The 23,360-nt window shown below is 51.5% G+C and carries 17 protein-coding genes; 9 read left to right on the forward strand and 8 right to left on the reverse strand.

Features of this window, described 5'->3' with window-relative positions; translation table 11 throughout:
* Positions 1-197 precede the first annotated feature (197 nt).
* The 3 genes from AB1656_13705 (at position 198) to AB1656_13715 (ending at position 1,595) form a co-directional block, all read left to right on the forward strand.
* On the forward strand, positions 198-716 hold the full coding sequence (locus tag AB1656_13705; protein ID MEW6236437.1) for an ORF6N domain-containing protein: 519 nt from the start codon (positions 198-200) through the stop codon (positions 714-716).
* Between the two features lie 8 nt (positions 717-724).
* Complete coding sequence (locus tag AB1656_13710) at positions 725-955, forward strand: type II toxin-antitoxin system HicB family antitoxin (protein ID MEW6236438.1); 231 nt, start codon at positions 725-727, stop codon at positions 953-955.
* Positions 956-1,076: 121 nt separating this feature from the next.
* Positions 1,077-1,595, forward strand: a complete 519-nt coding sequence (locus AB1656_13715; GenBank protein ID MEW6236439.1) for an ORF6N domain-containing protein — start codon at positions 1,077-1,079, stop codon at positions 1,593-1,595.
* A 195-nt stretch (positions 1,596-1,790) separates the two neighbouring features.
* On the opposite strand, the gene AB1656_13720 is transcribed toward AB1656_13715, so the two are convergent.
* Positions 1,791-3,080: a Gfo/Idh/MocA family oxidoreductase gene (locus tag AB1656_13720; GenBank protein MEW6236440.1), complete on the reverse strand. Its 1,290-nt coding sequence runs from the start codon at positions 3,078-3,080 to the stop codon at positions 1,791-1,793.
* Between the two features lie 76 nt (positions 3,081-3,156).
* Positions 3,157-6,432, reverse strand: a complete 3,276-nt coding sequence (locus AB1656_13725) for a hypothetical protein (protein ID MEW6236441.1) — start codon at positions 6,430-6,432, stop codon at positions 3,157-3,159.
* A gap of 364 nt (positions 6,433-6,796) precedes the next feature.
* Between AB1656_13725 and AB1656_13730 the strand changes: the two genes are divergently transcribed.
* The 3 genes from AB1656_13730 (at position 6,797) to AB1656_13740 (ending at position 9,648) form a co-directional block, all read left to right on the forward strand.
* Positions 6,797-7,051 carry a hypothetical protein gene (locus AB1656_13730; GenBank protein MEW6236442.1) on the forward strand — a complete coding sequence of 85 codons (255 nt, stop codon included), beginning with the start codon at positions 6,797-6,799 and terminating at the stop codon, positions 7,049-7,051.
* Complete coding sequence (locus AB1656_13735) at positions 7,048-7,542, forward strand: hypothetical protein (protein MEW6236443.1); 495 nt, start codon at positions 7,048-7,050, stop codon at positions 7,540-7,542. Before AB1656_13730 ends, AB1656_13735 begins: the two co-directional genes overlap by 4 nt.
* A 72-nt stretch (positions 7,543-7,614) precedes the next feature.
* Entirely contained in the window at positions 7,615-9,648 is a 2,034-nt protein-coding gene (locus tag AB1656_13740; GenBank protein MEW6236444.1) for a CotH kinase family protein, read from the forward strand.
* 99 nt (positions 9,649-9,747) lie between these two features.
* Here AB1656_13740 and AB1656_13745 read toward each other — a convergent pair whose 3' ends face one another.
* From AB1656_13745 to AB1656_13765, 5 genes are read right to left on the reverse strand one after another with little or no spacing between them, the layout of a single operon-like run.
* On the reverse strand, positions 9,748-11,748 hold the full coding sequence (locus AB1656_13745; GenBank protein ID MEW6236445.1) for a CoB--CoM heterodisulfide reductase iron-sulfur subunit A family protein: 2,001 nt from the start codon (positions 11,746-11,748) through the stop codon (positions 9,748-9,750).
* A complete protein-coding gene (locus AB1656_13750) occupies positions 11,745-13,754 on the reverse strand; it encodes a (Fe-S)-binding protein (GenBank protein MEW6236446.1) in 2,010 nt (669 codons plus the stop codon). The genes AB1656_13745 and AB1656_13750 overlap by 4 nt, the downstream gene beginning before the upstream one ends.
* Before the next feature lie 19 nt (positions 13,755-13,773).
* On the reverse strand, positions 13,774-14,769 hold the full coding sequence (locus AB1656_13755) for an electron transfer flavoprotein subunit alpha/FixB family protein (GenBank protein MEW6236447.1): 996 nt from the start codon (positions 14,767-14,769) through the stop codon (positions 13,774-13,776).
* The gene (locus tag AB1656_13760) at positions 14,766-15,536 is read right to left on the reverse strand and encodes a hypothetical protein (GenBank protein ID MEW6236448.1); all 771 of its coding nucleotides are present in this window, start codon (positions 15,534-15,536) and stop codon (positions 14,766-14,768) included. The genes AB1656_13755 and AB1656_13760 overlap by 4 nt, the downstream gene beginning before the upstream one ends.
* The gene (locus AB1656_13765; protein ID MEW6236449.1) at positions 15,533-16,756 is read right to left on the reverse strand and encodes a (Fe-S)-binding protein; all 1,224 of its coding nucleotides are present in this window, start codon (positions 16,754-16,756) and stop codon (positions 15,533-15,535) included. Before AB1656_13765 ends, AB1656_13760 begins: the two co-directional genes overlap by 4 nt.
* A 757-nt stretch (positions 16,757-17,513) precedes the next feature.
* On the opposite strand from AB1656_13765, the gene AB1656_13770 reads away from it, so the two are divergent.
* Positions 17,514-17,972 carry an Rrf2 family transcriptional regulator gene (locus tag AB1656_13770; protein ID MEW6236450.1) on the forward strand — a complete coding sequence of 153 codons (459 nt, stop codon included), beginning with the start codon at positions 17,514-17,516 and terminating at the stop codon, positions 17,970-17,972.
* A gap of 280 nt (positions 17,973-18,252) precedes the next feature.
* Here AB1656_13770 and AB1656_13775 read toward each other — a convergent pair whose 3' ends face one another.
* Positions 18,253-19,428 carry a toll/interleukin-1 receptor domain-containing protein gene (locus AB1656_13775; GenBank protein ID MEW6236451.1) on the reverse strand — a complete coding sequence of 392 codons (1,176 nt, stop codon included), beginning with the start codon at positions 19,426-19,428 and terminating at the stop codon, positions 18,253-18,255.
* A 160-nt stretch (positions 19,429-19,588) separates the two neighbouring features.
* On the opposite strand from AB1656_13775, the gene AB1656_13780 reads away from it, so the two are divergent.
* Both AB1656_13780 and AB1656_13785 read left to right on the forward strand, forming a co-directional pair.
* Positions 19,589-21,724, forward strand: coding sequence for an alpha-galactosidase (locus AB1656_13780; GenBank protein ID MEW6236452.1), 2,136 nt, complete (start codon positions 19,589-19,591; stop codon positions 21,722-21,724).
* Between the two features lie 299 nt (positions 21,725-22,023).
* Positions 22,024-23,360: aspartate aminotransferase family protein (locus AB1656_13785; GenBank protein ID MEW6236453.1), on the forward strand; the 1,337-nt coding region annotated here is incomplete at its 3' end.

Raw genomic sequence — 23,360 nt, forward strand, 5'->3', positions numbered from 1 at the left:
GAACGCCGCCCTGGAAGATGGCCATATCGAACTGCTGATGATGGCGATACAAAACGTCGCCGAAGCCCAAGGCGGTCTCGATAAATTGGCCGGAAAAATTCATTTCTTCGCCGCCTGACATCGCGCCGCCCCTTATCTCCAATGACGCAGTATCTTGAAGTCACAAATTGTGACCTTAAACAAGAAATTGGATCGATATGAAACCTGATAATCCAATAATTATCGTCGAGCGTATCGAGAAACGCATATTTATGATCCGCGGTCATAAGGTAATGCTAAGCATTGATTTGGCAGAACTTTATGAAGTTGAACCCAGGATTCTCATCCAATCGGTAAAGCGTAATGATTCCCGGTTTCCTGAAGATTTCATGTTTCAACTTTCTAAAGACGAATGGGAAAACTTGAAATCACAATTTGTGACTTCAAGCTGGGGAGGTATGCGCCGAGCGCTTCCTTACGCCTTTACCGAACAGGGAGTAGCCATGCTTTCCAGCGTTCTTCGAAGCGATAGAGCCGTTGCGGTCAATATTGAAATCATGAGAACGTTCGTTCGTCTGCGCCGCCTGCTTGGCGCCCACGAAGACTTGGCGCGGAAAATGGAAGCCATGGAAAAGAAATACGACTCCCAATTCAAGATCGTCTTCGACGCGATCCGCGAACTCATGAAGCCGCCCGAAAAGCCCAAACGCCCAATCGGTTTCCATACGAAGGAGTAAATACAATGATAAAATACGCCATTATTATAGAAAAATCGTCTAACGGCTTCGGAGCCTACGCGCCCGACCTCCCGGGTTGCGCAGCCGTCGGCGATACTCTGGAAGAAACAACGCAATTGATGAAATCGGCCATCGAATTTCACCTGGAAGGAATGAAATTGCATAACGAGACGATTCCGGAACCGACGTCCCACTGCCTCTACATTGAGCCTGAATTACCGCAACGCCAAATCGCTTGACATCGCATTACCTCTAATCGACGCAGAAAGGGCGGCCTCTCCTCGAAACCGCCCCTTATCAACAATGACGACGTATCTTTAAGGTCACACATTTTGACCTTAAGCAAGAAATTGGATCGAAATGAAACCTGATAATCCTATAATTCCAATCGAACCTATCGAACACCGAATTCTTTTTCTACGAGGCCATCGAGTGATTTTAGATTCTGATTTGGCCGATCTTTATGGCGTTGCAACCAAAGTATTGAATCAGGCCATAAAACGTAATTTGAAACGATTCCCTGAAGATTTTATGTTTCAACTAACCAAACTGGAGAAAGAGGAGGCGGTCACAATTTGTGACCGCCTCTCCAATCTGAAGTTCTCAACGGTTCTGCCGCGAGCGTTTACGGAACATGGCGCAATTATGGCGGCGACCATTTTAAATAGCGAACGGGCGGTGGAAATGAGCCTGTTCGTTGTTCGCGCCTTTGTTAAATTGCGCCGGGCGCTTGGCGCCCATGAAGACTTGGCGCGCAAATTGGAAGCCCTGGAAAAGAAATACGACTCCCAATTCAAGATCGTATTCGACGCAATCCGCGAACTCATGAAGCCGCCCGAAAAACCCAAACGCCCAATCGGTTTCCATACGAAGGAGTAAATGCAATACGCAATTATTATAAAAAAATCGGCCAAAAATCACAATTTGTAACTCCAAAATGGGGCGGTATGCGCCGAGCGCTTCTCTCCTCCTCTACTGAATAACTAGACAGGGCGAACTTAAAGCAAAGCGCAGCTCGCTTTCTCTCTCCAGATTAGCCGTGGTAAAAAATCCGTAATCCAATATTACGCCCCATCACGGCGCCGTCGTAACTTCCTCCTTTTCGGCGTCGAAATAAAACATCTTTCCTTCCCTATACGAGCGAATCGAAAGTCCTATCGTCGTCATTACCTTATAGGCGAGATCGGCGGGGCAGTTGGGCTGCTTTCGCGAGCGGACGCATTCGAAGAAATTATCGACGTGCTTCCGGTCGCCCTCGTCGTGAATATTGGGAATGATAATCTCGTCCTGGCCCCATTTCTCTTTAAATTCTTTCTTGAACGGCTCTTCCGGCGCAATGCGCAAATGGCCGTATTCCTCGCCTTCCCAATCGGCGCCGCAGAACATCGTCGCCTTCTCGCCGCGGATCAGCGTGCGCGGCCCTACGGCGTTGGCTTGCGACGACTGCACCGTCAGGGAATAGCGTCCGGGATAATCGGCAGCGGTAAGGAACGTGTCGGGAACCTCGCGCCCATCGTTATGCAGCCAGATGCCCCCCATGCCCGCGACGCGGGCGGGATGATCGTTTCGAATGGCGACATGAAACGGCGCGACGGTGTGATAGTGTAAGTCGGTAGCGATGCCGCCGGAATAATCCCAATACTTGCGAAAGCGGAAAAAACGGTCGGCATCGAAATCCCGCTGCGGCGCCGGTCCCAACCATTGCTTCCAATCGATATGGTTCTCGCCCACGGCATTCGGCCCGGCGTTGCCGTCGATAGGCCAATTCCAATCGCCGCCGGGCGCGTTGCGGCTATAAGTTCCTTGGCAGCAGACGATCTTACCTAGCATCCCTTTATCGATGGCCTCCTTCGCCTTAAGCCATTTCGTCCATGACGTCGCCTGAACGCCAATCTGCAGGACGCGATTCAAGCGGGCGGCGGCGTGAGCGACTTCCTTCGCTTCTTCGACAGTCAGAGTCATAGGCTTCTCGCAATAAACGTCCAGCCCTTTCTCCATTGCCGCTAAAGTAATAGGCGCGTGCCAATGGTCGGGAGTGGCGATAAACACGGCGTCGAGATCGCCGCGTTCCAATAATTCCTGATGATGGACGTATTTCTTCGCGCCTTCTGCGCGATTTCCGGCCTGGTCGAGTCGGCGTTGATATACGTCGCAAAGGGCGGCGACTTCAAGGTCTTTATTCTCATCCGCCCGGTCGATGACCATGCTCAGCAGATGCGATCCGCGTCCGCCGAGGCCGATAGAGCCGACACGAAGGCGTTCGTTCGCCCCCATAACGCGGCTCGCCGAAACGGCGCTCATCGCCGCCAACGCGCTCGTGGAAGCGGCGAAAAAGGAACGGCGGGAACATCTTTGGTTTATCATAATTCTTATCCTTTACAATTAAATAAAATGATATTATTTATATCTAACAAATATTCATATGAACATTATACGAATATTAGTTATAATAGACGACTATCTCGGTTTTGGAACGGCATTTTTCCAGCGTCACCCATTCCTTATCCGCATCGAAATTTTCGTATCTCCTGCCATTCACCGTACAATGCGTTATGCGTTTGTTTTCGGGATGGCGGAAGCGGGCGTGGATCACGCTAGGAGCATTTCGCGCGGGCGGATCGACGGTCATGCGGATTTCCTCGCCGGAGGCTTCCGCCTGCATCTCCATGCTCATAGGGCCAAAGTATGTGTTTGCGTTTTGGATTCCGATCTTCTGCCCTTTCTCCAGCCAGTAGCGGGGAATGGCCGCGCCCAGCCATAGTTCGTCGCCGCGTTCTTCGACGAACATTAATCTCAGCCAATAGGTGGAGTTGGCCTCGTCGGAACTTTTATAATGATCGCCGCGCCAATCGCCGATATTGGGCAGGGCGTGCTCCGTCATCATGCGCGTATCGGGAAAATAACTGACGGCGAAGGCGTTGAAATAAGCGCGCAGAAAATGCTTCGGCTCGTCGCGCAGCAGATAGGGAATTGGATTGCAAAGCAAATTGGCCTGCATGGAGATGCCGCCTCGGCTGAACCAATAGCGGTCGAATTCCTCGCCGGTCAGGTCGTAGCCGAATTGTTTGGATAAATAGAGATTGTCTTCAAAATCTTGAATGATCCAAGTTGACAGTATATCCTTCGGTTCCAATAGCCCGCAGCGCACCATGTGAATGGCCCCCTCCAGCGTTTCCGTAATCCAACCGAACGAGCGTCCCCGGCGATGAACATCGGAGGGGATATGCGGAATCCAACGCCCGTCGCGCAGACGCACAACCGGCGAGCGGCGCATGGCTTCCGTATAGGCGGCGAGTATGTCTTGCTTGTAACTCTCCGCTTCCCGCATCAATCGTTCGCCCTCGGCGAAGCCGTCAGCGGCCAGCGCGGCGGCGGCGTTGGCCATGCCCCACCAGGTATAAACGTTGGTGGAAAGCCATGAGCGCCAATCGCCGATATCCTCCAAGCTGCCTTGAGGCAGCAGCCCGCGTTCGATGGCGCGCATCGTACTCTTCTTGACGATTTCTGCGTTGCGCGAACGTTCGCGAATGATCCACTCGCACGCTTTGACGATGCCCGGCGCCGCCTTCTTCATCCATGCGGAATCGCGGGTATGCCAGTAATGCTCGCCCATGCACCACAACACCCAGCCATGATGTTGATTGTAGCCCCCAGCCTCATAGCCTCCCGCGCCGTAAAACTCGCCGTCCGTCGTGGAATAATCCCCAGGCAAAGGAACCGATCCCTGATAATGCAGCCAAGAATCCAACGCCCGCTCCGCCAATTTGGAATAGCCCCGCCGGTCGAGATCGCTGACCATCATGCACGACTCGTTGCTGTATACGCCGTAATGAAAAGTACCTACTTTGGCCATATAGCGGTCGCTCACACCCACCTCGCGTTCCGTATTGATAAGAAGGTGGATGAGATGCGCTTTGTAAAAATCGTTAATCATCGGTTCTGGCGTGATAATCTGCGCGCCGGATTGGACGCGGTTTTCCCAATAGGTTTTTACGGCGTTCATCGAGGAAACGAATTCCAACGCCTGCAATTGCGCCCATTCTTTAGGCTCAGAAAGCGTAATGTAAGGGATGGCAATTTCTAAAGAGCAATAGGAGCGAGAGACAAGCTTTCTAAGAAAACGAATTCGTCCTTTATCAATCTTTAGGGCTTCTTTTTCCGCGAGCAGTCTCATGCGAAGGCGCATATCGTTTCCGGCGGCGGCGAAGACAAGGTCATTATCCAACTTCAATGTTTCGGCCCCCTTGCCGTCGGAGGAGGAAATTGTCAATTGAGCGGGAACTTCATGGTCAACGATATTTTCCATTTTAATACGCATCATCAATGCCAAGGGATCATCGGCCCAGATGCGTCCGCCCGCGTTGGGAACGCCATTAAGCGGCGTAACGAAAGCTGTCTGAGTATAGCGGATGCCGCTCGCTTCCCAGGTATTGATAATGATGGGGAGATAGCCGTCCATCAGCGTGCGGTCGACAAGACGCGATGGCGGCAGGCCGAAATTATAGAAAAGGCTGTCGCCTTGCCATTGGCATCGTTCTGTATCCTTGCCCGGCAAGCGCGTAATCCAGTTTTTGATGCACTCGGCGTTGCCTAGTTCGTTTAGCCGGAAATGCTGCCGCCCGCCTTCGAAACTGAGAGGGATGTAATGCGGATTCTTGACGGGCGTATCGCTCCAGGCTTGAGTGAAGGTCTGCTCGCCCACATCGAAAACGCGGGAATAAATGTCTTTATTCCGAGTATCCAACTTGGCCAACGCTTGTTTATAAGTAATGTCATGGCCCGCTTTGCGCACAAGGACGCCGTAATCGGGCAGGAGGATATAATCCCACTTAAGCAAATCGGAAACGGAGAAAGAAAAACCATCTCCCTTCGTCCGAACCGTGACTACGGTCTCATCGAACGAGTTGACGTTTTTCGGCTCCGCATAAAGGATTTTAGCGCTGATCCCATTAGTTTCTTTTCGCGAACGCATACGCCAAGAGCCGTCAGGCTGGGTTTTGATATTGCCGCCGGACATGGGGGAAAAGGCTTTCAAGGCGCCGTTGAAGATTTCCATACGCCCTTCATTAAACGATCTTGTTCCCGCAGCGCCGTCCCATAGAATTTCGACTCCCATTTCTTTGCGCACCGAATCCGTATAGGCTTCGAAGGTCTGCACTTTCGGCAGAGGCTCTCGGCCGAGCAGCCGCAATTTCATCGTCGTCCGATACTTTGCGGCGAAGTCGCCAAGATCGCGAAATTCCTTCACGTTGACGGGATTAAACGTAAAGATCAAGACGTTGCTGGCGGCATCCATCTTGCAGTCCGCCGTTTTCCATTCTCCCTTATGCCAATCGCCTACATCCAGCCAACCCGATTCCCCGGCGCCGGATAGGTTATCGCGGGGAATGCGCCTCTGGGGCCAGGAAGAATGCCAATATTGCAATTGGATCGAACCGGGAGCGGGACTTTTTTCCCCCGGCGCAAAAACGACAACAACTTGGAATATGTCGCGGGGATCCTCCCACATCACGCCATAGTCTATTCCTTGAGCGTCCCATGTTGTAAATTCGCCGAACGGCGCTGCATTGAAAGACTCGCTATCATCGGCGGCGCTTGCCAGCGGCGTTAAAGCGAGGATAAGGAAAATGCCGCAAAACCAATTTTTCCATGTTTCCCATCGGCTGTTAAACGCGGAATTGATAGTGGAACATTTTATGCCGGTTCGCGTGAACATGATTTATCTCCCTGCCTCATGAATCGGTTATGCCATAAGTCGGCAACGGCTGCGATCGAAGTTCTTCATCATCGCTCCATTCATAATGGATTTTCTCTCGCTAAGCAAGGATGGTTCGCGGGAGGCGCATTTTATAAGCGAATAAAAGTTGATTCGGCATAGAAATCTAAAATGAAAAACAAATCGAAGATGCATCAAAAGTATGGCAAGGGATTGAGCAATTGGAATAAATGGAAAGATATTGAATAAAATTAGTTTAAGGAGTCAGCTTGAAAAATCTCGCTTCGAAAGACGATCCTTCCAAAAGGTTATTGCCAAATGGGAAAATCGGACTAAGATTTGATTGGTGAAGGGAGAGAAACTCATGACGGATTGTTCTTCGGGCGCCATTGTAGTAGATTTCCCGGAATCTTTCGGGAAAGCGGGCCTCGATTCGCAATACATCAAGGAAGCAGTCGCGGCGATCGCCTACTATAACGGAGCCGTTTCGGAAAAAGAAGCGTGTCTCCTGATTAACGCGACAAGGCGGCATTTCGAAGAGGTGATCCTGCCTAAATTCGGCTTATCCGTTGTCGGCGGAACTTTAGAAGATGCATCCATAGAAACCAAAGACGTATGAATGAGCGCATCGTCAGCGATACCGGCCCGCTTATCTCCCTTGAAAAAATGGATCGGGGCTTTGAGTTCATCCGCCAACTCTATGAGACGATTCTTGTCCCGCCCGCAGTGATGGTTGAATTAGCTGAACATTTTCCGTCCCCCAAAGCATATCTCCAACACAACAAAATTGAGAATCTTATTCAGGTTATACCAGTGCAGGTTATGGACGCGCTGGATAGCAACCGACTGCACGAAGGGGAAGCGCAGGCAATTTCCCTCGCCATCAACCAGAATTTATCGCTTTTGATCGAAGAAACTTACGGCAGAAAAATCGCCTATTCCCTGGGGTTGAAAGTCTCCGGCATCGCTCGGCAAATTGTTGTCGCATTCAAAAAAAACCTAATCGATATTTCCGACGCGGAAAGAAGATTGCAAGAACTACTGGACGCCCATCGCATCAACCAGCGTGCGTATGATATGGTGCGCGAAAAAATCAACGCCTCCAAATGAACAGACTATCGTCTGCGTTTTTATTTCTAAGGTAAGCAGATATACAATCATCAAAACAATAAGGAGTGATTGATGCTAAGAGGAAGATTGCTTTTTGCATGGTTGATAGGCGTAATGCCGTTGTCTGTTTTCCCGGCTAACGATGTCGTCATTAATGAACTGCAATACAATCCCTCCGACAGTCTTCCTTACGAATTCGTCGAGTTGTTCAATCCCACTTCCACTGCTATCGACTTGTCAGGATACGCTTTCACGCAAGGAATCGCTTACCGTTTTCCGGACGGCGCATCGCTTGCCTCCGGCGAGTATCTCATCCTGGTTCCCGATCCCAGCGCCGGTTTTTGGCGCAGCCGCGCGGAGAAAATGTTCGGACCCTACATTGGCAGCTTATCCAACGGCGGCGAAGAACTGCTTTTACGGGCGCCGGATGGGCGGATCGTCGACAATGTGAAATATAGCGATTTGCGCCCCTGGCCGCGCGGCTGCGATGGCTATGGCTCTTCCATGGAACGCATTTCCCCCGATATCCCGCCGGAAGACGTTCATTCCTGGCGGGCTTCCACCGTCAATTTCGGCACGCCGGGAACTCTCAATTCCGTTTATGGACTGCCTTCCCATCCCGCGCTGCTCAATTTCCGCCTCGATCCAGCGCATCCGCGATCTACCGACGAAGTCCGCATCGAAGCAGAACTGGATTCGCCGGAACTGATCCGGCGCATTGCTTTACGCTATGAAACATGGACTACGCTTAACAAAAGCGCTATAAAAACGGTTCCTATGACGTTGTTAAGCCAATCGGGTAACCATGCCGTCTACCAAGGCGTTATTCCCTCTCAGCCATCCCAAACTTTGGTCCGCTTCAATTTCGACATCGCCCGCACGGATGGCGGAACCTTGCGGCAACCATTCGGCGATGAACCTCGGCCCTTCGAATCCTATTTCGTCTATGATAACGATATTCCCAGCCAACTTCCCATTCTTTGGATCTTCCCAAATCTCACGACCAGCCTGCCAGAAAAAACCAAGACCATTCGCGGAATCGCCGTCAAACCTTTGGATTCGGCGGCTCCTTTATTATTCGACGGCGCCGCCATGCGTTCCTCCACCGCCGACGGCAGCGGCTGGAAAGTGACGTTTCTCAAGGGAGAGGAATACCTCGGCGACCGCACGATCAATATCGCGCCCGAACTTCCAACTCACCCCAACACCGGCTTAACGAACTCGCCCCACGTGGAGCACATCGGCTTGAGCATATTTCGCGAATTGGGCGTCTTGACGCCGCGCTGCGATTGGTATCGGATGATCGAAAAAGGCATTCACGGCCAGCGTATTGCCACCGAACAGCCCAACGAATGCTTCTTACAAATCAACGGACGCGATCCCTCCAGCAACATCTACAAAATCGCCTACAACGAACCCAACTCATACTCCAGCCCCGCCGGACCGGTCGGCTATACCAAAAAAACCAATTTGGAGGATGGAGTCGGCGATCTTTATGAATTTTTCGACGCGATCAATAGTTCCAATAAATCAACCCGCGAAAAAGCGCTCCGCCGTTATCTATCGATCGACGAAGCCATCAATTATTCCGTAGCGGCGGTGTTAATCGGCCATTGGGATGGATTCTTCAACAATATGTTTCTCATCCATAATCCGCCTCCCTTCGACAAATGGGAAATCGTTCCGTGGGATACGGATAAGATAATGGGCCTCACCGACGGCTATCCGCCCCGCGATACGATGTTCGTTGAGATGCCTCTGGCGTTTCCCCTGAATGGCCAATCGCGCCTGGCTTCGCGGCAACCGGGACCCATCTCCCGCCCTTTGCACATGGACCAGGAATTCAACGAGATTTATTTGCAAAGAATAAAAACGGCGCTTTACGGCCTCTTTTCCGAAGCCAGTATGAATCTGCGCATCGACGGAATGGAAAATCTCTTATTGGAAGATCTGAAATTATTGGAAAATTACACAGGAATAATCCGCAACGATAGGAGAAAGCAAATTACCGGCGCCTCCGAATCGATGAGGACGTTTGTCAGGCTAAGAGGCGAATACCTTCGTCCGCAACTCCCCGCCCCCGTGGAGGAATGGGCGATGTATTGAAAACAGACATATATAAATACCCATTAAGCGTGTAACTTATAATTCCCTCGCCCTCTGAGAGAGGATTAGGGTGAGGGAATAATATTGATTTCAAAGGCATTAGACATAACACAAAATCCCTTCGATTTCTTCGAAAATTTGTTCATCGGTAAACATATTTTGCCGAGCGGCTCCGGAGGGGCAGGCGGCGACGCAGGTCCCGCATCCCTTGCAGAGGGTCTGATCGATGACGGAGATTTTCTTTTCCGTATCAGTGCGAATAGCGTCAAAGGGACACAGCGAACTGCAAATTTTGCAACCGGAACACGCTTCTTCCGCGATAAAGGCGGTGTTCGGCTCCAGGCTCATTTGCCCGCAGTCGATCAGCGCCAGGGCTTTGCCGGCCGCCGCATCCGCCTGAGCCACCGTGTCGGGGATGTCTTTCGGTCCCTGGCAAGCGCCCGCAATGAAGACGCCGTCGCTGGCGGTGTTCACCGGCGCCAGTTTGGGGTGTTTTTCCAGGAAGAAGCCTTCGGCGGAACAGGATATGCCGAATAATTTGCGAACAGCGTCGGCATCGGCGCGAGGTTCCAGGGCAACGGATAAAATAACCATATCCACCGCTATATGACGGATCGTCCCCAGGATGGTGTCATCCACTTGGACTTGCAATTGCCCTGGCCGGCCTTTTCCATTGCCATCCTTGACCAGGCTGACATCGCCGACTTTGCCGCGGATGAAATAGACGCCCTCTTCCTGCACGCGATTGAAGAACTCCTCGAATCCTTTGCCGGGCGTGCGGATATCGATATAGAAGTTGTAGATGTCCGCTCCCGTGCGTTCCTTGATGAGATGCGCCAATTTCAGCGAATACATGCAGCAGACGCGCGAGCAGTAGCGATGGTGGTTCTCATCGCGGCTTCCGACGCAATGCACGATGCCAACCGATTGGGGAACCGATCCATCTTTCAGAGCGATTTTTCCCGATGTGGGTCCCGCCGCATTCAATAGACGCTCTACTTCCAGACTGGTATAAATATTCGGCCATTGGCCATAGCGGTAAAAGGATAGGCTGGAGGGATTGAAAACCTGAAATCCCGTGGAGACGATAATGGCGCCTACGTCGAATTCTTCGATCCAATCTTTCTGGGTAAAATCGATGGCCTGGCGGTCAGCGCAGGCTTCCACGCAGGTTTTTTTGCATTTGCCGGTTCTAAATTCGATGCAAGCGTCGCGGTCGATGACGGGAATCGGCGGAACCGCCTGGGGAAAGGGAATATAAACCGGCTTGCGCATGGCGAGTCCCAAGTCGAATTCATTGGGAGTCTTGCCGGTTTTGAAGAGGCATTCCTGAATGCACAACATGCAGCCGACGCACATATTCTCTATGATATAACGCGCATGGCGAAGCACTTCGACATGATAATTGCCCACCGATCCCGTCACCGATTGCACATCGGAATACGTCAGCAAGCGGATTTTGGGATTATCCTTCACAGCGGTCATCTTGGGCGTCAAAATGCAGGCGGCGCAATCCAATGTGGGGAAGGTTTTATCGAACATGGCCATGTGGCCGCCGATGGTGGGCTGGCGTTCCACTAAAATGACTTCCTTGCCTGCTTCGGCCAACGTCAGCGCCGCTTCGATGCCGGCGATTCCTCCACCCACGATCATAACGCGAGGGATGATGGAAACCGAGCGCGTTTCCAAGGGATCATGCAGCGCGACGCGATGGACGGCGGCGGCCAGATACGATTTGGCTTTGTCCAGCGCAAGGCCGGAATCCTTGGTTACCCAGGAAATCTGTTCGCGGATATTGGCCATCTGGAATAAAAAGGGATTGAGTCCGGCAGATTTCGCCGTATGGCGGAAGGTTTTTTCGTGCAATAACGGAGAACATGCGGCTACGACGATGCGGTTTAGATGGTTTTCGCGGATATCGGCGCGTATTAATTCTTGCCCGGGATCGGAACACATATACTTATATTCCCGCGAGACCTTGACGTGGGGAAGCGACTGGCCGAATTCCGCCAATGCTTTGACATCAATGACGCTGGCAATATTACTGCCGCAATGGCAAATATAGACGCCGATTCGTTTTTCCTGACCGTTGCCTTTCATGCCGCCGCCACCTCCTCTCTGGGAACCTCCATCGCTTTACAAACCAATTCGCTCAAGTCGGCGATGCGCAGGCGATCTTCCCCGCCGACGGTTTTGAGCGCGTCTTCGAACATGGCGTAATCTTTCGGACAGGCGACGACGAACAGGGACGCTCCCTCCATTCCCAACGCCTCGCGAATCCGGTTGACGGCGGGACGTTCCGTCATCCCTTCTTCCTCCTCCATCCAGATTTTTCCCCCGCCCGCGCCGCAGCAGAAACTGTTCTCCCGGTTGCGGGGAAGTTCGATCCTATCCAGGCCGATGGCGTCTATAACCTGCCGGGGCGCATCGAAGATTCCGTTGATCCGTCCCAAATAACAGGGATCGTGATATACGGCGCGGCCTGGAAGTTTTTGTTTGGGATGAAGAACGCCCCGCTTGAGCCATTCCGCCAATAATTCCGAATAATGAAATACGGGCGTTTCTAATCCGAAACGAGAATATTCGCGTTTTAAAGCGTGATAGGCGTGGGGATCGGTGGTAACAATTTTTTTACAGCCGCTCTGACGAATGTTGGCGGCGTTTTCCTCCGCCAGAATTTCGAAAAGCCCCTCTTCGCCGGTTCGGCGCACATCGTTTCCCGCACTCTTCTCCTTATCGTAGAGAATGCCGAAATCCAGACCGGCTTGTTGAAACAGTTGGGCGGTCATGCAGGTCATGCGCGAAGAGGAAGGATGGAACGACGCATAATCGCCGACAAACCAGAGCGTCTCCACCGGTTCTTTGAGCGCGTTCTTAATGGGTTGGGAGAGATTTTTGGTCCAGTCGCAGCGTTTTCGCGGTGATTTGCCCAAGGAATTTCCATACCGCTGCAAAGAAGTCAACGCTTCCTGCAACCGGGCGTTCATATCTCCATTTTCGACGAGTTGCCGCCGCAGTTCCACAATCAGGGGTACATGTTCGTTGCGCACGGGACAACGCTCCATACAGGCGTAACACGTCAGACATCCCCATAATTCCTGCGGACTGACCATTTCCCCAATGAGTTGTTTGCCGTTCTGGTTTTTGCCGCGAAGCTGCGCCATTCCCTGTTCGAGAACATAGATTTTGAATTGATGAATCAATTGTTTACCGGATAATTGCGAGCCGCAGGCGGCTGCCGGACAAACCCGTTCGCAACGGCCGCATTCCGCACAGGAAAAGGCGTTGTACAACATCCGCCAGGTAAAGCGGGAAAGCGGACCGGCGGCGGAGGAATCTTGTTCGTCAACAGCAGGAGGCAATACGCCTTTCTTCGGAATTTCGGCTAGAAACACGCCGAACGGCGCCCAGAGCAGGTGCATGTGTTTCGAATAAGGAAGATAAGCGAGAAAGAATAATAATACGAAAGCATGAATCCACCATGCCGTATGGCCTAGCGTTTGCATTGCGCCGTCCGAAAGATGCAATCCTCGCAACGCCCATGCGGTCAAATCCCCCATAGGCCGCCAGACTAGCCCTTTCCCCGGCTCGGCGCCCGCTTCAGCAAACAGATAAGTAATCATAAGGGTTGCAATTAATGCTAAAATCAAAGTGGCGTCCCCGGTTCGTTCCAGTCCTTTCGGAGTATAGAAATAGCGGCGCACTGCGGCCGCGGCCAACGCAACGAGAACGATCGCCGCGAAAATGTCGATCGCCGAGCTGAACAAAGGAATTTCTTCGGCTTGCGGAATAGACAGGGAGGGAAACATCCCGCCCAACATCAAGAGCGCGGAAGCGAAGCAAAACAGGCAGAATCCCCAAAAAATGAGGGGATGCGCCCAACCGATCACCGGTTCTTGAAAGAGCCGTTTTTGTCCCATGACTTCGATCAGAAAGGTTTTGATGCGCAACGGTATGTCGTTCAGGCGATACTCCGCCCGGCCTAATCGTAAAATCCGAATCAATTGGCTCATTCTCCAGGCGAATAGGCCGACAGAGATCAAAAACAATAACCGCAGCCAAATCGCGCCATTTATGCCTAGGAAAGTTATCGCGGCGGTGGGCATGAAATCGCGCTCCTTTCTATTACCCGCGGTTTTTAATGGCCTCTGTCAATTGGGGAACCAATTCCAGAACATCGGCCGCCGCCCCATAATGGGCGACCTCGAAAATCGGGGCGTTGGGATCGGTATTCACGGCAAGAATCAGCCCGGAATCCTTCATGCCTTCAATGTGCTCCGGCGCTCCGCTGATCCCCAGCGCCAGGTAGAATTTCGGTTTGACCGTCATGCCGGATTTGCCCACTTGACGGGTGGACGGCAGCCAGCCTTGATCGATGATCGGCCGCGAGGCGCACAATACCCCTCCCAAAACGGAAGCCAATTCTTCGGCGAGTTCCAAGTTCGCTTCTTCTTTCATTCCTCGCCCCACGGCCACCAGAATGTCCTGCTGAGTGATATCGATATCGCCCGCTTCAGGCCATATCATTTCTTCAAACGCGATTGCTCCCGGCTGTAGGGGAATGGGGCTGGCGATTTTTTCTATCCAGGCGGTTCCGCCCTTATGCTGCTCGCGGCAACTGCCGGGCAGAATGGCGATCAAGGCCGGGGCGCCGCTGACAACCGCATCCGCCAACATCTTGCCGTTATACAGGCTGCAAACTACTTTCAATCGATCCCCATCCACTTGAATGCTTTTGGCGCAGGTGATTAAGGGAGCATCCAGCCGCATGGCCAGCAGAGAGGCTATATCCAATCCTATCGTGGTGCATCCCATCAGCAGCGCGCGGGGGGGTTCTTGGAGGAAGTTTCGCCGATATAAATTCCGTACGATATTTTCCAGAACCTGGAGATAGGGTTCCGGAGAAAATGTCGCCAGCAAAGGATCTTCCACCGCCAGGATGCGGTCGGCGGCCGCCAAGGCGGGACATAAAGCATCGAGATTCTTACCGAGCATCAACGCGATGACTTCGCCGCCTGTAGATTTGGCCAGCTCGCGCGCGCATCCCAAGAGTTCAAAACTGATCGGAGCGACTTCTCCTTTATTAAGTTCTATGAGAACCGCTATATTTCGCGCGCTCATTTCAGGACTCCTTTCTCCGTCAACAACTGAACGATGCGGTTGGCGATTTCCGATTCGCTGCCATCGATCATTTCCGCGCGGGCGCCGGTTATGGGCGTATAAAGTTTTTCCAGTTGAATCTTGGGAGCAAAGGAGAGGAGAGCCGCTTCTATTTCTTCAAAATGGGCAGTCTTCATGGCAGTTCGCACCCGGCTGATAGGGACATAGCGGGGAGGGTGGCTGGCGGCCAATATGCCCAAAACGGCGGGAAGGCGGATATTCATCCGCGCTTTCGCTGCGCCGGGAAATTCCTTAAACGCCATGATCGATTGCTCGCTGGAGCATTCCACGCCCTGAATCAATCCGACATAAGGGAGTTGCAGCGTATGAGCCAATAGAGGCGTGAAAGAGCCATCCCACTCTTCATACGACTGCACTCCCGCCAAGATCAAATCCGGCTGCAAATCGCGTATGACGCCCGCAAATAATTCGGCGGCGGTTCGCGGAGAAGGAGGTTTTTCCTGTTCGTAAGGAATTTTGACGATTCGATCGACTCCTTTGGCCGCGGCGGTATATAAAGCGTCGTTTACGTCGCCAAAATCTAGCGCGACTACTGTAACGGACGCTCCATGCTGTTCTTTGAGGAGAACGGCCTGTTCCAGAGCGTGATCGTCGTATTCGTTGACCAAAAATCTCGCTTCCCCGTAATCCAGGGAGGAACCGGACGCATCGATGATTAGGGGTTCGATTAAGTCGGGAAGTTGTCGGATCGTTGCCACGATCTTCATGATTTGCCTCCTTCTTGAATGCCCATGGATTCGGCGAAAAGTTCGATGATGTCTCGCACCTTGAGTTGATTTTCCAGACCGGCGACTTTGATCGAATCTTCAAAACGGGACAGTTCGTAAGGGCAGGAAACGGCGAGAACATCCGCGCCCGTCTCCGCCGCCTGTTTGACTCGTTCGTCGGAAAGCCGATGGCCGCCATGCGTGGTAATGTGTCCATCCAGCCACATTCCTCCTCCGCCTCCTCCGCAACAGAGCGCATTGTCGCGATTGCGTTCCATCTCCACCAATTCAATTCCGGGAATGGCTTGAAGGAGTTGGCGGGGAGGCTCATAGCATTGACAGCGCCGGCCGATGCAGCAGTTATCGTGATAGGTTACTTTGGCGGGAATCGGTCTTTGAAGAAGGGGTTGCAACTGATTGATCCGCTTGGCGAGAAAGGTGGCGTAATGTTCGGCGGGGAAAGACGCGCCAAACAGGGGATAAAATCGATTCAAAGCGCGAAACGCATGGGGATCGATAACTAAAATGGTATTGAATAGGTAATCGTGCAATAATTCGATGTTGTTTTCCACCAACGTTTCGAATAAGCCTTCTTCCCCATAAAGACGGTCGCAATCTCCCAAGCATTTTTCCTTATGTCCCAAGACGCCCCAATCGATTTCCAATGCCTGCAGCAACCTGGCGAACTCGCGCGCCACAATCTGGTTTCGCGGATAGTAGGAAGGAAAGCACTCAACAATCCAAAGTACATCTACCGGATGGGGATCTTTAGCCAGATTCGCGATGGGAAAATCCAATCCAATAGCCCAATCCATCCGCTTTCTGGGTGAACCGCCTAAAGAATTGCCGTACTTGTAAATTTTTCCGAATGCGTCCTGAAGTTCGGTCGGCGGTTGAAAACCTTCCTGCAAAGCCCGATCGCGCAAGGCTGGCCAAAGCAAATCCGTTAGTTCGATTTTTTTAGGGCATCGGGAGGAACAGGTATAACACGATATGCACAACCAAACAGAAGGGTCGGATAAAATTCGATTTAAATTCCCGGCGCGAGTGTTCAGTATAATTTTTCTCGGCGTATAGTTCATCGCATAGCCAAGCGGACACGATCCGGCGCACATTCCGCATTGAAGACATCCCAGGAAATCTCCCGTTCGCAGCAGTTTTTCGACATCAAGCGTGGCAGGCGTGTATTCGTAGGCGAGAGAAGGCTGGACTTGCTGCATCGTGAAAATCCCCCCTTCGATTTTTTTACGGTTTTTCTCTATTAAATCTATAGATACGCTTATATTTACAGGAAAAAAAATTTGCAGGAAAAAAATCCAAGAAATAAAATCAATTGAGCCTCTTGCATAATTCCATTATTCCTCCCCCAAGCCTGGGGGAGGTTAGGAGGGGGTTGCCTTAAACCTAATAAAATCACCCCCCCTCTAACTCCCCCCAAACTTGGGGGGAGAATTAAAGCGTAGACTTTATCCATTTTGCAAGAGCCTCAAAGAAATATAAAATTTATAAGTTATATCCGTATAATTTTTATTTTGCCTGAAAATGGAATTTAAATTACTCCATCCTGGTATGCGGAAGAGATCAATGAAGAGGAGTCAAGTTTCTTAGGAGATTTTTTAACCATCTATTTGATAGACTAACTATATTATAGAGTAATAAATATGGAAAAGGAAGATCAAAAATAAAATTTCATGCAAGCGATTTATATTAAAATTTGGAGATTTTTGGGGCGGATTTGAAAAGGGGAGGATTGGAAACGAGCAGGAAATACTAATGCAAGATAGATATTTGCAAAATGGGCCATATCGGAGATGCTGGTTAGAAAAATAAATAAATAGTCATTGTAGAGATCCCTTGCTACTATTCGACGCGAACAAATACTAGGATTAAAGATCGGACAGGCAGAAAAATATTCTTGAAATTAGTGACGGTTAAGAAGATAATCCTATTTAACCATAAATAAACAGGATAAAGAAAATGCTTTCTAAAAAAGCCAAATACGCGCTGCTCGCTATGCTGGCGCTGGCGCGTCAATATGGGAAAGGACCAGTGCATATTCAGGATTTAACCAATAGAGAAAAACTTCCCAACAAGTTTACAGAACTCATTTTACTGGAACTGAAGAATCATGGATTATTGCAAAGCAAAAAGGGGAGAGATGGCGGTTATTGGCTGCGAAAACCCCCGAAAGAGATTAGTTTCGGTAAAATCATCCGCTTGATAGACGGTCCCTTGGCGCCAGTGCCATGCGTCAGCGTAACCGCCTATGAAAAATGCGCAGAATGCCAGGATGAAAAAACATGTTGCATACGGAGTATTATGAAGGATGTGAGGGATTCGATAGCGGATATTTTGGATTCCACTAGTCTGGAGGATGCATTGCTTCGCGTTGAAGCGAAGCAGATATCCGGGCAGGATTATATGTATTTTATTTAATTCAAGTTACGCATATGAAACCGCAGGCATAATGTAAACAATAGAGTGCAGGACGCCCACGCCCCAACTTACGCCGCAGCCAATTTACTCTTCAGGGAAAAATAGATTGATGTTTTGGATATCCCCTCGCTTTCCTTTCGCATCACTCATAATCATCCGAGGAACACCTGTTTTAAAAACTTCGCAGAATTCATGTCTTATGAAATTTCGCAATTCAAAATGCGGGAACGGGGAATACAGATTGGCTGGGCCGTTTGACGCATCATCGATAACATTTTTCTTATAGCTTCTCCGGAATCTCCAATTCCTGCAACAGTAATTTAAATGCCTTGGCGTAGGCGGTTTTGTTGTTCCATTGGCGGAAATCGACGATGGCGCGCTCTTGCCGGAGGTCTTCGGCCCATTGTTCCTGACATTCCATAATGGACTCGTCCAATTTGATGGGGAACAGGATAGGACAGCCGCGGCGGTCTTCTTCTTCCAAGGCCGCTTCCACTTCTGGCGGCGCCCAGGCGCTCGCCGACGAATGTCGCGAGAGGACGATCAGCAATTTCTCATGAGTGAGGATCGCGTCATCGATAGCGCTGCGCACGCGGTCGCCCATTTTCATATCTTCGGGAGCGCCCCAGCAGCGTACGCCTTTTTTTTGCAGATCGTCGTGCAGTTTTCGGGCGAACTCCTCGTCCTGCGAAGAATAGCTGATGAAACAAGAGCTATACTTGACCTTTTTGTCGAGCAGAGACGGCAATTGCTTGATTAACACCGAAGACAAACCGCAGTTTTGCAAAAAAGAAAGCGGCAATTCGCCGGATTTTTGCAGGGTGCGGATATCGAGAATGCTCGGTCCCGTATGACGGCAATCCTCCAAACCCTTCGCGCCGGTTAAGTTCGTTGAGCCGAACACGGTGGCGGCGAGAGCGGCGGATTCGAGATTGGCGTCTACTAACATCGCCCAGCAGAAATTAGCGCCCCAAAGATAGGCGCGCTTCAGATTGGCTTCCGTCAAATCGGCGCCGCTGAGATTCGCTTCGCGCAAATCCGTCTCGATCAGGTGGGCTTTGACGAGGCTGACGCCGCTCAAATCGGTCCAGCTAAGGTTGGCCCAGTTCAAATTCGCGCCGTTTAAATTCGCGCCGCTCAAGTTGGCTTTGAGCAGATCCGCCTCGCTGAGGTTGGTCTCGCTCAAGTCCGCCATGCTGAGGTAGGCGTCGCTGAGAAAAGCGCCCGCCAGATTCGCTTTATGAAGGTTGGCTTCGTTCAGATTGGCTCGGCGCATGTCCGCCTCACGCAGATCGGCGCCGCTGAGGTTGGCCCAACTGAGATCGGCCTTGTTCAGGTTCTCCCATCCCAGTTTCGCTTTGGAGAGGTTGGGCGTAATCTGGGGATTCTCCGCTCTCCAACGGTTCCAGATAGGCGCTCCTTCTTTCAATATGGCCAAGTGATCGGAATGCGGCATGGCGATTTCCCTCCGCGAGGGTTAAGACTACCCCTCATTCATCGAATCGGTCTGCGCTCATTTAAATCATGAATGCGGGAAAAATCAACCATCGATCATTTCCCATATCACCCCATCGGCGGTATGATGGATCATCGATTTTTGAAAGGAATACCATTTCATGATGAAACTTCGGCTTATGGCAATTTGCCAGATTCTCCTATTCCTGGCGCTTTCCCATCCCTCGTTGGCAAAAAACGATTGGTTGATTCAACCCGCGAAGGAAAGCGCAAAGGCGGATATCCATTCCAAGAGCAATGAAATCGTATTAAAGAATGGATTGATCCAGCGTACATTCAAAACGTCCCCCAACTTCGCCACGGTGGATTTTTACAACAATAGGACCGGCGTCAGCCTGTTGCGCGGCGTCAAGCCGGAAGCCGCGATCCAGATCGGCGGCGAGCATTATGAAATCGGCGGTTTGAAAGGGCAGCCCGATTACGGCTATCTCGATCCCGCTTGGCTGACGGATATGACAAGCAATCCCGATGCTTTTCAATTCACCGGCTGTCGAGTGGAATCGCCACAAGCGCGCTACGAATGGAAGCCGAAGCGCCCCTCTTCCCATCTTCCTTGGCCTCCCAAAGGCGCAACATTGATCGCTGATTTTACGCCGCCGGAAAAGCTGAAAGATAAATATGCAGGATTGACGGTTTCCCTATATTACGAAATGTACGACGGCATTCCTACGATGTCGAAATGGGCGGTCATCAAAAATGAAAGCGACAGAGAGATCGTCATCGATGCGTTGGATGTAGAAATTCTCGCCGTCACGGAACAGGAAAAAACGCATTTGTACGCCGACGACGATTACAAGCGCAGCGTGGCGGGCGAATCCGGCGCCAGCGTCTCCACCGTCTCATGGGGGCCGGATTTGGAATATACGTCGCAGATCGACTATCTCTATCAAATGCCGCTGCTATTGACCTGCCGCTATCCGCTGGGGCCGGGCGCGCATCTAGCGCCAGGAGAAACCTTCGAATCCTTCCGCGTCATTGAAACCGTCTTCGACAGCGACGATCTCGAGCGCCAAGGTCTTGCCGTGCGCCGCACCATGCGGACGCTGGCGCCCCAGGTTACAGAAAATCCCATCCTGATGCATGTAAGAAATTCAGACCCGGAGACAGTGCGCAATGCCATCGATCAATGCGCCGAAACCGGTTTCGAAATGGTCATCATGACTTTTTGGAGCGGCTTCAATATCGAAAGCGAAGATCCGCAATACATCGCAAGCATTAAAGCGCTCGTCGATTATGCTCACAGTAAAGACATTGAATTGGGCGGCTACACCTTGATGTGCGCCTCCCGCGACGCGGGAGAGAAATACAACTGCATCGATCCGAAAACCGACAAGCCGGGCAGCCGCTTCGGCCAGAGCGCCTGCCTGGCGTCGGAATGGGCGGATGGATATTTTCAGCGCGTACTTCATTTCATCGACGCGACGGGATTGGATGTCATCGAGACGGACGGCCCCTATCACGGCGACGTATGCGCCTCGACGCTGCATAAGCATCATAAGAGCTTGGAAGATTCGCAATGGACGCAGTGGAAAGCCTGCTGCAACTTTTATTTTGAATGCCGCAAGCGAGGAGTATACGTCAACACGCCCGACTGGTATTACCTTAACGGCAGTAATAAATGCGCGATGGGCTATCGCGAGACGAATTTTAGCCTGCCCCGTTGGCGACAGATTTTATTAGCGCGGCAAAATATCTTCGATGGCACATACTTGAAAACGCCGAGCATGGGCTGGATGTTCGTGCCGCTGGTGGAATATCACGGCGGCGGCGCGGCGGCGACGATGGAGCCGTTATCCGAACATTTGCAGGAATTCGAGTGGCACCTTGCGCAAAATTTCGGAACCGGCGTGCAAGCCTGCTATCGCGGACCTCGCCTTTACGATACGGACGAAACCAAAGCCGTCGTCAAAAAGTGGGTGGATTTTTATAAACGCCATCGAGAAATTCTCGATTCCGACATCATCCACGTTCGCCGCGCCGACGGTAAAACCATCGACTGCATGATGGGCGTCAATCCGCATTTGGAAGGAAAAGGATTGGCGATGGTCTTTAATCCCACAAATCGCAAAGTTGAGACAACGCTGGAATTGCCGCTATATTACACTGGCCTCGAGGATACGGCTTCCATCAGCGAAAAAGACGATATAGGGAAAACTTACAAACTAGACCGAGATTATACTGTTCAAATTCCCGTGACGTTGGGGCCGAAAGGTATCACTTGGTTTGTTATTCGATAATTATGTATGAAAGCCGCGTAGGGTGGGCTCAAAGCGAAGCGTAGCCCACCTACTTTCTTGGGAGATGGTTAGGTTGAGGGGAAAGGAACATACATCATGAATGACAATCCATATTTGGAAAAATACCGCTCGGAAGGTGATTTGAATCTATCCCCCCGACGCGCCGCTTGGGCAGAAGCGAATATCGACGTGGAAACTCGGCGCGTTTTACAGCCGCGTAGGGTGGGCTCAAAGCGAAGCGTAGCCCACCTACTTTCATGGGAGAGGGCTAGGGTGAGGGGAAAGGTACATACATTGTGATTGATAATTCCAACCTGGAAAAATACCGTTCGGAAGGGGATTTGAATCTATCTCTCCGTCGCGCCGCGTGGGCGAAAGCCAATATCAACGCAGAAACTCAACAACTATTACAAGATGATGCAAAGTATTTTCTGCATCAATCCTTATCGACTCCCTGCCTGGATGTCATTCGCCATTGCGAAGGCATTTACATCGAAGACCTGCAAGGCAAACGCTATATGGATTTTCACGGCAACAATGTGCACCAAGTTGGCTATTCCCATCCCCGCGTTATCGCCGCCATCAAAGCTCAGCTGGATGAATTATCCTTTTGCCCCCGGCGCTATACGAACGTCAAAGCCATCGAATTGGCGAAGAAGTTAGTACTGCTGGCGCCAGGCGATTTAAACCGAGTCCTCTTCGCGCCCGGCGGGACTACAGCCATCGGCATGGCCTTAAAATTGGCGCGCGCCGCCACGGGCAGGCATAAAACCATCTCCATGTGGGATTCGTTCCACGGCGCCTCGCTGGACGCCATCTCCATCGGCGGCGAGGCCATCTTCCGCAGCCGCATTGGGCCGCTGTTGCCGGGAACCGAGCATGTCCCGCCGCCCGACGAATACCGCTGCATTTGGGGATGTGAAGGCAAGTGCAATTTAAAATGCGCTGATTATGTGGAATACGTGCTGGAAAAAGAGGGCGACGTCGCCGCCGTCATCGCCGAGACGGTGCGCTGCACGCCGTTCATTCCGCCTTTGGACTATTGGCGCAAGATTCGCGCCGCTTGCGATAAGCATGGAGCGCTGTTGATCCTGGATGAAATTCCCCTATGCCTGGGACGCACGGGAAGGATGTTCGTATGCGAACATTACGATGTCGTCCCCGATATGTTAGTCATCGGCAAAGGCCTGGGCGGCGGCGTATTTCCGCTGGCGGCGCTCATCGCCAGAGAAAATCTCAACGTTATGGCCGACCGGGCGCTGGGCCATTATACGCACGAGAAGAATCCCTCAGCTTGCGCGGCGGGATTAGCAACGATCGAGTGCATTGAAGAAGAAAATCTGCTGCAGAATGCGCTGGATATCGGTAATTTTGCGCTGCAACGCATGAAATCCATGATGGAACGCTTCGAAATCGTAGGAGACGTTCGCGGCCTCGGCTTGCTGTTGGGCATAGAATTAGTTAAAGACCGCCAAACCAAAGAAAAAGCCTCAGAGGAGGCGGAACAAGTTATGTATTCCGCCTTGGCCAAAGGATTAAGCTTTAAATTAACGATGGGCAACATACTTACATTAACGCCGCCGTTGACGATTACGCAAGATGAAATTAGCCGGGCGATGGATATTATTGAGGAGTG

The organism is Candidatus Omnitrophota bacterium (assembly GCA_040755155.1).
GTDB lineage: Bacteria > Hinthialibacterota > Hinthialibacteria > Hinthialibacterales > Hinthialibacteraceae > JBFMBP01.